We start from the raw sequence: 11289 nt of genomic DNA on the forward strand, positions 1-11289 counted from the left end.
CGAGTGACTACGGCTGTCCTCGAACGGCTGGACACCTTAAGCGCCTACGCCCGGCAACTTCTTGCCACGCGCCGCAGTGACATACAGCAGCCCATACGCGCCGAACTGTTCGGCGCCCAGCGTTTTGAAGAGCACGGCCGCAGCCTGGCCGCCGCGCAGCCCGTGCTGCCCGCCGGCAGCGAGCACAGCGGCCCGCCGTTCTTCCCGCGCGTGCAGGAGAACATCGCCGCCATACGCCTGGCCTACGACTACATCGCGCTGACCTCGCTCAGCGGCCATTACGTCACGCCCGCGGCCGAATGGCTGCTCGACAACTTCCACCTGGTCGAGGCGCAGCTGCAGCAGATCCAGGAGGGCGTGCCGCATCGCTATTACGCCGACCTGCCCAAGCTGGCGGACAAACCCCTGCAGGGCCTGCCGCGCGTCTACGGCATCGCCTGGGCCTACGTGGCGCACACCGACAGCGTGCTGGACCCGGTGCTGTTCACCGCCTTCCTGCACGCCTACCAGGAGGTCAGCGAGCTCAACCTCGGCGAACTCTGGGCCCTGCCCACCACCCTGCGCGTGGTGCTGCTGGAGAACCTGCGCCGCATGGCCGACCGTATCGCCTGGAACAAGGTCGCGCGCGAGGTGGCCCACGCCGCCTGGGACAAAGCCGACGCGCTGAGCCTGCGCGACCTCGACGAGCTGCTGGCGCTCATGCAGGCCCACGGCCTGGAGCGCAGCTACCTCACCCAGCTGTGGCAGCGCATGCCCGTCGAGCGCACCGAACCCGAATTGCATCCGGCACTCCTGCTGGTCCGCTGGACGGAACGGCACTGCACCGACGCCCTGGGCATGATCGGCGACGGGCAAACCGTGCAGGTGGCAGCCAACCTGACCGTCAGCAACATCATCACCACCCTGCGGCTGATCGGACAGGTCGAATGGGTCGAGCTGATCGAGCCCGTCAGCCATTCCCTGCAGGTACTGCGCCGTTTGCCCAGCTTCTCACGCGAAAGCGAGATGACGCGCCAGCAGATCACACGCGCCATGGAGCGGCTGGCGCAACAAAGCGGAAAATCCGAGCGCGCCGTCGCCGAAGCCGTTCTGGCCGCGGCACGCCAGCCCAACAACTCCATGGTCGCGCGCACCGCGGGCTACTACCTGATAGGCCCGGGCCGCCCGCTGCTTGAAGCCGCACTGCGCCCCGCGGCCGGCCCGCGCAAGGCTTTGCCCGCCTCCGAAACGCCGCGCGCCTGGCGCCTGCCCCTGTTCGCGGCCGCCTGGGCCGCCGGCACCGCCGCGCTGCTCACCTGGGCGCTTCATCCGCTGACCGTGCTGCTGCTGCCCTGGCCCGCCTGGGTGGCGGTTTTCCTCATGGCCTGGCCGACCTCCGAAGCCGTCGTCGCGCTGATGCATCGCCTGATTGCCGAATCCACCCGCATACAGCCGCTGGCGCGCCTGGACTTCAGCGCCGGCATTCCGCCCGAGCACCGCGTGCTGGTGGTGATCCCTTCCATGCTGTCGTCGATTGAAGCCAACGGCGAACTGGCGCACCGCCTGCATCTGCACTGGCTGGCCAGCCGGGAGGCCAACGCGCAATTCGCCCTGCTCACCGACTGGGCCGACGCCGACACCGAACGCACACCTGGTGACCAGCCCCTGCTGGATGACGCGCTGGCCAGGCTGCGTGCCCTGAACACGGCCTACCCCGTGGCCCAGGGCGCGCCCGCCCGTTTTGTGCTGCTGCACCGCCCGCGCACCTGGTCGGCCGGCGAGCGCCGCTGGATTGGCTGGGAGCGCAAGCGCGGCAAGCTCGAGATGCTGCTGCGCCACCTGGCGCAGCGCTCCGGCCCCGGCTTCCTGCCCGTCGGCGCCGACACGCGGCTGGCCGAAGGCACACGCTACGTGGTCACACTGGACAGCGACACCACCCTGCCCGCGGGGTCGCTGCGCGAACTCGTGTCAATTGCCGCGCATCCGCTCAACACCCCGCATATCGACCGCAAAACCCGGCGTGTGACCGCCGGCTACGGCATCCTGCAGCCCCGCGTGGCCACGCCGCTGTCGGCGCACCACGAGCGGTCGGTATTCCATACCCTCTTTGCCGGCCAGCGCGGGCTGGACCCTTACAGCAGCGGCACCTCAGACCTCTACCAGGACGTGTTCGGCATGGGCAATTTCACCGGCAAAGGCCTGCTGCATGTCGAGGCCGTGCACGCCGTGCTGGACCGCCGGCTGCCCGAAGGCGCCGTCCTGAGCCACGACCTGCTCGAAGGCAGCGTCGCGCGCTGCGGCTATGCGGGCGACGTGGTGCTGATGGAAGACCACCCGCACCACGCCGGCGTGGCGGCCTCGCGCGCGCATCGCTGGACGCGCGGCGACTGGCAGCTGCTGCCGCTGATGCTGCGCCCCGCCGCCTTCGGCATAGATGCCCTGGGCTTGTGGCGCATGGCCGACAACCTGCGCCGCTCGCTGATCGCGCCGGCGTGCCTGGCCCTGCTGGCCTGGGTGGTCTTCACCGGCGCGCTGCCGCTGGGCACCGCCTTGGCCCTGAGTTTCCTGGCCTTCCTGGCCGGCCCGCTGATGGGCGCACTGGCGGGGTTGATTCCCACGCGCCGCGGCATCGCCTGGCTGCACTTTTTTGACGTCGGCATGCGCGATGTGGGGCGCGCCCTGGCGCAGGCGGCCTGGCAGTTCAGCCAGCTGGCGGTGCAGGCCGCCCTCATGGCTGACGCCGTGGCGAGGGCCCTCTGGCGCATGGCCTTCAGCCGCCGGCGCCTGCTGCAGTGGACCACCGCCGCCCAGGCGCAGGCCTCGGCGCAATACACACTGGGCACCTTTGTGCGCGGCCACGCCGCCGTATCCGCCGCCTGCGCCGCGCTCGCCGTGGCAGCGGCCTGGAGCCCCCATCCGGTAGCCGGCCCCGCGCTCTTCCTGTTGTGGGCACTGGCGCCCGTGGTCGCCTGGTGGGGCAGCAAGCCGGCCGCGCCCGCGCCGCACGGCGCGCTGAACGCCGCCGACCGCGACTACCTGCTCAAGCTCGCGCGCCAGACCTGGCGCTTCTTCGAGCACGTGGTCGGCCCCGAAGACCAGCACCTGCCGCCCGACAACCTGCAGATGGAGCCCGAGCCCACGCTGGCCCACCGCACCTCGCCCACCAACATCGGCCTGTACCTGATGGCCGTGGCCTGCGCGCGCGAATTCGGCTGGATCACCGGCACCGAAATGGCCAGGCGGCTGGCCGCTACGCTGGACACGGTGGAAGCCCTGCCCAAGCACAACGGCCATCTCTTCAACTGGTATGAAACGCGCACGCTGCAGGTGCTGCTGCCGGCCTATGTCTCCACCGTAGACAGCGGCAACCTCGCCGGCCACCTGCTGGCGGTGGCGCAGTCCCTTCGCCAGCTGGCGGCCCAGGCGGGCACCGGGCCGGCTGAAGCCGCCCGCTTGATGGCGCTCGGCGAGCGCTGCGAAAAACTGTGCATGGCCATGGACTTCAGCGGCCTTTACAGCACCAAGCGCCACCTCTTTCACATCGGCCTGCGCGTGCATGAGCAGGCGCTGGACGCGAGCTTTTACGACCTGATGGCATCGGAGTCGCGCCTCACCAGCTTCCTGGCGATCGCCAAAGGCGACGTGCCCCGGCGCCACTGGCAGGCGCTGGGCCGCGCCTTCCTCACGGTCGGCGTCACGCCCGGCCTCAAATCCTGGTCGGGCTCCATGTTTGAATACCTCATGCCCTCGCTGGTGATGATGGAGCCCGACGAAGGCCTGCTGCATGTCTCCGGCCTGGCCGCGGTCAAGGAGCAGCAGGCCTACGGCGAATCCCAGGGCCTGCCCTGGGGCGTCTCGGAATCGGCCTATTTCGCCCAGGACCACACGCTGGCCTTCCAGTACTCGCCCTTCGGCGTGCCGCGCCTGGCCCTGCGCCGCACGCCGCCCACGGACCGCGTGGTCGCACCCTATGCCAGCGTGATGGCCACCCAGTTTGATCCGCAGCAGGCGGTGGCCAACCTGCGCCAGCTCGACCAATGGGGGGCGCGCGGCGAATACGGGTTTGCCGACGCGCTGGACTTCACCGTCGCGCGGCAACCCGGCGCGCAGGCCCTGAGCCTGGTCAACACCTTCATGGCGCACCACCAGGGCATGTCGCTCGTGGCGCTGTGCAACGTGCTGTGCGATGAAGCACCGCGGCGCTGGTTCTCCTCGGCGCCGCTGATGCAGGCCTTTGAATCGCTGCTGCATGAAAAGACGCCGCGCCAGATCATTGAAAGCGCCGATCCCCGCGCCCTGCCCGAGCCGGACGACGCGGCCCGGGCCCAGCTTTACCACTCGCGCGAGCTGGACCCCGCCGCGCCCGGATGGCAGCCCACCCAACTGCTGTCGAACGGGCGCTACAGCGTGGCCCTGCGCGCCAACGGCGCCGGCGTCAGCCGCTGGCGCAGTGGCGACAAGACCTGGAACATTTCCCGCTGGCGCGACGACCTGTTGCGCGATGCCTGCGGCACCTTCATTTACCTGCGCCCGGCGGGGCAAGACCGGCTCTCATCCCTCACGCTGCATCCCGCGCCGCACCCGGACTGGCGCTACAAGGCCACCTTCCTGGCCGACCGCGTGCAGTTTGATGCGGCATCGGACCAGCTGGAAATGCGTACCACCGTGCTGGTCAGCCCCGAAGACGACACCGAAATACGCACCGTCACGCTGCACAACGTCTCCAGCGCCGATATCACGCTGGACGTCGTGTCATGTTTTGAGGCCGTGCTGACCGACCCGCGCGCCGACGAAGCCCATCCGGCGTTCTCCAATCTGTTCATCGAGACCCAGTGGCATGCCGAGTGGCGCGCCCTGCTGCTGGCGCGCAAGGCCCGGCTGCAAGGCGACCCGGCCATGGCGGTGGCGCACTTCCTGGCGGACTCCGAGGCCAACGTGCGGTCCATCGACTTCATCGCGGACCGCCGTGCCTTCCTGGGGCGCAACCGCGGCCCCGCGGAGCCCGCGCTGCAAACGCAGATCCACGGCGAAGGCGGCGCGCCCATCAACGGACTGGACCCGGTCGCCGGGCTGCGCGTGCGCATCCGCATCCCGGCCGGCGGCATGGCAAGGCTCAGCTTTGCCACCGCCGCCGCGCCCAACACCGACGAACTGGCCGCCCGCATTGACAAATACCTGCAGCCCATGCACGTGGAACGCGCCACCCGCATGGCCGCCACGCTGGCCCAGGTGCGGCTGCGCGACCTCGGTGTGGACCCCGAGGAAAACGCCGCGCTGCAGGACCTCAACACCGCGCTGATGTACAGCTGCACCCGCCCGGTGGGCGAGCGCGGCCTGGTGGACCAGCGCCAGCTCTGGCGCTTCGGCCTGTCCGGCGACAAGCCCATCGTGCTGGTGCTCATCCACTCCAGCAACGGCATGGCGCTGGTGCATTCCCTGCTGCAGGCCCAGCCCTGGTGGAGTTTTTGCGGCCTGGCCGCCGACGTGGTGATTCTCAACAGCGAGGCCAACTCCTACCTGATGCCGCTGCAGCGCGACATCCTCGCCCTGCGCGACCGCACGCTGCAGCAGGCTGAAAACAGCTTTCCGGGCCGGGACGCCGGCGGCTTTTTCCTGTTGCGCGAGCAGGAGATCGTGCCCTCCGAGAAAGCCGCCCTCACGGGCCTGGCGCGGGTCATCCTCGTGGCCGACGGCCGGCCGCTGGGGCAGCAGGCCGCGGCACTTCAGGCCATCGGCAGCCCGCAGCGCTCCGGCGCGCCCGCCAGGGCCCTGCTGCCCGCGCCCCACGCCGCCGGTGCCGCGCAAGCGCCGCAAGGCCACTTTGATGCCGCCACCGGCGAATTCCAGTTTGTGGTGGACGAAGCCCATCGCCCGCCCCGCCCCTGGGTCAACGTCATCGCCAATTCCGCCTTCGGCTTCCAGGTCTCTGAAGCCGGCGCCGGCTACACCTGGGCGCTCAACAGCCGGTTGCACCAGCTCACGCCCTGGTCCAACGACCCGGTGGCCGACCCCTGTTTTGAACACTACCTGCTGCAGGACCTGGACACGCAGGCGCTGCTGCCCTTGAGCGCTTGCGCCGACAGCGGCGCATCTTGCCGCGTGCGCCACGGCCAGGGCTATTCCGCCTTTGAATCCCTGCACGGCGCGCTGAAGGTGGAGACCACGTATTTCACCGACGTCAACGAGCCCGTCAAGCTCGTGCAACTGCAACTGCACAACCWGGGCGGCGAAACGCGCCGGCTGCGCGCGCTCGCCATGGTCGAGTGGCAAATGGGCGCGGGGCGCCACGACCGCCGCACCGTCCGCGCCTGGAAATCCGACGACGCGGCCCTCACGGCCGTGCTCGCCAAGCAACGTGAAAGCCGCGCCGGCTTCGGCGGCAATACGGCCTTTTTGTCCGTCGCCGGCTTGCCCGGCCCGCTGCAGTGGACCTGCGATCGAAGCGAGTTCTTCGACGCCGCGGGCCGGCTGGTGATTCCCGCCGCGCTGGGCCACAGCGCCACGGGAGGCGCAGACCCCTGCGCTGCGCTGGCGGGCCACTTCACGCTTGCACCGGGCCAGAGCCTGACCTTGACCTTCATGCTCGGCCACGCCGCCGATCCGGCAGCCGCCGAGCAACTGGCCCGCAACTGGCAGGCACGTGATACCGCGCAAACGCTTGACGAGGTCAAGGCTTGGTGGTCCGGCCTGCTCGCCAAACTGCAAGTGCGCACGCCCGACCCTTTGTTCGATGCCCTGGCCAACCGCTGGCTGCTCTACCAGACACTGGCGTCCCGCCTGTGGTCCAAGGCCGGCTTCTACCAGGCCGGCGGCGCCTTCGGCTTTCGCGACCAGCTGCAGGATGCCATGGCCTTCGCCCTCATCGAGCCTGATCGCCTGCGCCGGCAGATCCTGCTCAACGCCTCGCGCCAGTTCCCCGAAGGCGACGTGCAGCACTGGTGGCACGCGCCCGGCGGCGAAGGCGTGCGCACGCATTTTTCCGACGACCTGCTGTGGCTGCCCTATGCCTGCGCCTGGTATGTCGCAGTGACCGGCGACGCCGCCATCCTCGACGAAGAGGTCGCCTTCATCGACGGCCCGGCGATTCCCGAAGGTGCAGAAGACGCCTATTACGCGCCGCAAACCAGCACGCAAAGCGCCACGCTGTTCGAGCACTGCGCGCGCACCATCGACAAAAGCCTGGCCACCGGCGCCCACGGCCTGCCGCTGATGGGCACCGGCGACTGGAACGACGGCATGAACCGCGTCGGCCATGAAGGCCGCGGCGAATCGGTGTGGCTGGCCTGGTTTTTGTGCCGCGTGGTGCAGGACTTCGAGCCGCTGGCCCGCGCGCGCAACGACAGCCGTGTCGACAGCTGGCTGGCCGCGCGCCAGGGCTGGATCAGCGCCTTGCACAAAGACGGCTGGGACGGCGCCTGGTTCCGCCGCGCCTTCTTTGACAACGGCGCGCCTCTGGGCTCCGCCGCCAACAGCGAATGCCGCATCGACCTGATCGCCCAGGCCTGGGCCGTGCTGTCCGGCGCCTCCACCGATGAATTCACGGTGCCCGCCATGCAGGCCATGAATGAACAGCTGGTCGACCCCGAGGTCGGCCTCTTGCGCCTGCTCACCCCGCCGCTGCAGCATTCGCCCAACAACCCCGGCTACATCCAGGCCTACCCGCCCGGCGTGCGCGAGAACGGCGGCCAGTATTCACACGCCGCCGTCTGGGCCATGATGGCCCAGGCCGCCACCGGCGACGCCGAAGCCGCATGGGAGAGTTTCCAGGCACTGAGCCCCGCCCACCGCAGCGAACACCCCCTGCGCGGCCCCGCCTACGAGCTGGAGCCCTATGTGATGGCCGGCGACATCTATGGCAGCGCACCTTATGTGGGTCGCGGCGGTTGGAGCTGGTACACCGGCTCGGCCGCCTGGCTGCACCGCGCGGCCATCGAAAACATCCTGGGCCTGCGCGTGCAGCAGGGTGAACTGTCGCTGTCGCCGTGTGTGCCTGCGCATTGGTCGTCGTTTGAGATCGACCTCAAGGTGCAGGAGCGCGCGCTGACGATTCGCTGGCAGCGCGAAGGCGCGGCGGCGGTAGACGGTTTTCAGGACGCTCGCATGATCGCGCCCGGGCAGCTGGTGCGGCTCTCGGAATTGCCGCCGAATGCGCACTTGCTGGTCTGCGCCCCTTCTCCCTCTCCCTCTGGGAGAGGGTTGGGGTAAGGGCCGACGGCCTTCGAGCACCCGCGGCCAGGCGCACTCGCCGGCACAGCCTGCTCGCGGCCCTGTTCCAACCAGGGGGCAATGGCGGTGCTGCTGCCGCCTGTGTCAGTCAGGCCGGGTTGCAGCCCAGGGCCTGTTTCTCTCGGACTCGGGCTTTCTAAAGCCCATGACAAGAAGAAAACTTCCCCCGAGCCCCCCAATTCCCACTGACATCGGAACCCAAAAATAGAATGTCATCCCCATTAACCACCACACCAGATCGGCATAGTTTTTCGGAACAAGCCACGCCAAATTCGGTGATGCCTCGCCTCGCATCACAAGCCGTGCAAGCTCCCAGTACGCCCAAGGAAGACGCACCGCAGCGACAAAGAAAGCCAGCGCCAATAGCGTGAAAAGCAATTTTTTCATTGATCGGGGGATGGTTCTTTGCTTGGATGAAGCCGTCAGCCGAGGTAGGGGCCTTTGACCTCGCCCCAGCCCCAGCGCGGCATGGGCGCATCGACATCGACGGTGGCGCCCGGCTGCGAATTGATGACCGCCAGCCGCGAGCCCCACTCCAGGTAGCCCACTAGGGCCGACCGGAACTCCGGGTCTTCTGGCATGCCCAGCTCGTCCGCTGTCTCCAGCAGCAAGCTGACCCAGCGCCGCCGCTGCGCCTGCGCAAGGTGACGGTTCAAATGCTGGCGGATCATGTGCGGATGGCCACCCTGCTGCTCGGAATACGTGGCCGGCCCGCCCAGGACTTCACCGAGGAAAGCCGCGACATGGGCCGGGTGGCTGTCGTCCATGTGGGCAAAGACGGGGCCGAGCAAGTCGTCTTTCTTCACGTGCTCGTAGAAGCGCGTGGTCAGGCGGGTAAGGGCTTCTATGCCACCCAGCCATTCATAGAGGCTGGGGATGGTGCGATCTGGCATGTTGGTGGCTCCTGTTAACGAGTCGCCTCACAAGGCAACTTCACCCCTGATGGACTTGCATTGCCTGCAGATAAAGAAATAAAGCGCCGGGTCGTTGGGGCAGTAGTCCAGCGACACGCCCGGGGCAAGCTGGGTTTGCAGCGAGGCCAGTTCCTGCATGCTTTGATTCGGGAAACCCAGGCAATCCGGGTTCATGCACTGGGCCGACATCCCGTTGCCGAATCCATAGGCCCCGCCGATCTGCGAATACGTCTCTCCCAGGGATTCAAGGGCTTCGCGGTCCTGGGGATTGAGAAAGGAAGTGTCAAACACGGCAGAGGCAAAAGAGACCGCCCGGTATTGCTCGTAGGTGAACGGGAGCACGGAAAGCGGCTGCCGTGGCAAAGGCCCCAGCATGAGCGGCTCGGAATCGCTCTGCAGCACGGCATGAAGCTGGATACCACTGGCTTGCGTCACGGAGTAGTGAATCCACCCCTGTGCCGTATCCATGACCAGGGGCAAAGCGGCCAGCCCTTCAAGCTGGAGAAACGCGAGCGTAGGGTCGCGCAGGTCAAGGGTCAGGATATGCACAAAGCGCGATTCCGGCGGCAGCCCGGGGACTTCACACTCACCGCCGCAGAAATGCCGGTAGGCGGATTCGGCGCCGCCGACCAGGAGGCAAGGATTGCGGCGAAGCGAGTAGGTAAACATCATGATGGGTTTTCACTATAGCTTGCAACGGGTATGCCGCTAAATCAGTCCAGGCATTTCTACAATGGTCTGGCTTTCCACCTCAAACAGGAATACCCATCAAACACCCCGCCACGCTCATCATCGAAGACCTCAGCTTCCACTACCCCAAGCCCAAGGTGGGACTCTTCACCCGGCTGTCCATCACCATCCCGCCGGGCGTGACGCTGGTGCAAGGCGGTGACGGGCGCGGCAAGAGCACGCTGCTGCGCTTGATGGCAGGCGCCCTGGCTGCGGATGCGGGGCAGCTGCGGCTGAACGGTGTGTCGCTCAAAGAGCAGCCCGAAGCCTATCGCCGGCAGCTGTTCTGGATGGAGCCGCGCAGCACCGACTTCGACCAGCTCACGCCGGTGCAGTTCTTCGCATCGCTGGGCGACCGCTATCCGGGCTTTGATGAAACGCGGCTGGAGCCCTTGGTCGAGGGCCTGGGGCTGGAGCCGCACATGGATAAAAAGCTCTTCATGCTGTCCACCGGGTCGAAGCGCAAGGTCTGGCTTGCGGCGGCGTTTGCTTCAGGGGCTGCCCTGCTGCTGCTGGACGAGCCGTTTGCCGCGCTCGATGCGCCCTCGATTGCTTTTGTTAAAGAGTTGCTTGGTGAGACGTCGGCCTATCCTGGCCGGGTTGTGGTGATGGCGGACTATGGTGCTCCAGCTGGAGTGGAGCTGGCAGGTTTGGTCGACCTGGGCGACTGATTGAGGCCGAGTCTTGCTCCGGCGGGGCGCGCTCTTCTAAGTTCTGTTGGCCGGGGGTAGCCCGGCGGCTACTCACTTTTCTTTTGCTTCGCCAAAAGAAAAGTAAGCAAAAGAAAAGGCGACCCTGGTTGCTGCGTCCCTTCGCTTCGCTGCGGGCAACCTGCGGTGCTCGGTTCAGGCGGGGTCTCGCTAAACTCGCTTCGCTCAGACAACGCGATCCCTGATCCGCCTGAACCTCCGCTCCTCGGCGCATCCACAAGGGGTGGGGATGGAATACCAATACCGAATACAGAAGAAACAAGGACTCGCCACGGCGAGTCCTTGTTTGTATTTGTCTTCTTTATCTTCTTTGTATTTTGTCCCCGCTCCCGTTCCCGATTGCCCCGTCCTGGCTGGGCCGAGGAGCGCAGACGTAGGCGGATCAGGGATCGCGCTTGTTTGAGCGAAGCGAGTTTGCGCGAGACCCCGCCGTAGTCGAGCACCGCAGGTTGCCCGTAGCGAAGCGCAGGGACCCAGACTGCGGGTCGCCTTTTCTTTGCTTGGCGGATTCAAACCCCAAGTGCAACAGTCGGAATAAGGCCAGCATCTTTCATGGCCTTGTTGTTAAAGAAGACCTCGGCGGGGCTTTTCCAGCCAAGAGTCTTGCGTGGCCTGATGTTGAGCTCCCAGGCCATGAGATCAAGCTCGTGCTGCGAGTACACGCTCAGGTCCGTGCCCTTGGGAAGATACTGGCGCAGTAGGCCATTGGTGTTCTCATTGATGCCGCGCTG

General features: G+C 67.2%; 6 protein-coding genes. 2 read left to right on the forward strand and 4 right to left on the reverse strand.

The features are described from left to right. The first annotated feature begins 3 nt into the window (after positions 1-3). Positions 4-8184, forward strand: coding sequence for a glycoside hydrolase family 94 protein (locus tag AC1D0O_RS24190; RefSeq protein ID WP_477656029.1), 8181 nt, complete (start codon positions 4-6; stop codon positions 8182-8184). A gap of 105 nt (positions 8185-8289) precedes the next feature. Here the strand turns inward: AC1D0O_RS24190 and AC1D0O_RS24195 are convergent, their stop codons facing one another. From AC1D0O_RS24195 to AC1D0O_RS24205, 3 genes are read right to left on the reverse strand one after another with little or no spacing between them, the layout of a single operon-like run. Then, the gene (locus AC1D0O_RS24195) at positions 8290-8592 is read right to left on the reverse strand and encodes a hypothetical protein (RefSeq protein WP_477656030.1); all 303 of its coding nucleotides are present in this window, start codon (positions 8590-8592) and stop codon (positions 8290-8292) included. A gap of 35 nt (positions 8593-8627) precedes the next feature. Then, positions 8628-9098, reverse strand: a complete 471-nt coding sequence (locus tag AC1D0O_RS24200) for a group II truncated hemoglobin (RefSeq protein WP_477656031.1) — start codon at positions 9096-9098, stop codon at positions 8628-8630. A 27-nt stretch (positions 9099-9125) separates the two neighbouring features. Next, on the reverse strand, positions 9126-9791 hold the full coding sequence (locus tag AC1D0O_RS24205; RefSeq protein ID WP_477656032.1) for a hypothetical protein: 666 nt from the start codon (positions 9789-9791) through the stop codon (positions 9126-9128). A 155-nt stretch (positions 9792-9946) separates the two neighbouring features. On the opposite strand from AC1D0O_RS24205, the gene AC1D0O_RS24210 reads away from it, so the two are divergent. Then, positions 9947-10519: an ABC transporter ATP-binding protein gene (locus AC1D0O_RS24210; RefSeq protein ID WP_477656033.1), complete on the forward strand. Its 573-nt coding sequence runs from the start codon at positions 9947-9949 to the stop codon at positions 10517-10519. 548 nt (positions 10520-11067) lie between these two features. Here AC1D0O_RS24210 and AC1D0O_RS24215 read toward each other — a convergent pair. Continuing rightward, on the reverse strand, positions 11068-11289 hold a 222-nt coding region (locus tag AC1D0O_RS24215), incomplete at its 5' end, for a transposase (protein ID WP_477656034.1).

The organism is Polaromonas sp. P1_F2 (genome assembly GCF_056405735.1).

What these genes read in the sequence shown, in the direction of transcription:
- AC1D0O_RS24195 (WP_477656030.1), bottom strand. Translation starts at nt 8,592, where the DNA reads ATGAAAAAATTGCTTTTCACGCTATTGGCGCTGGCTTTCTTTGTCGCT.
- AC1D0O_RS24200 (WP_477656031.1), bottom strand. Translation starts at nt 9,098, where the DNA reads ATGCCAGATCGCACCATCCCCAGCCTCTATGAATGGCTGGGTGGCATA.
- AC1D0O_RS24205 (WP_477656032.1), bottom strand. Translation starts at nt 9,791, where the DNA reads ATGATGTTTACCTACTCGCTTCGCCGCAATCCTTGCCTCCTGGTCGGC.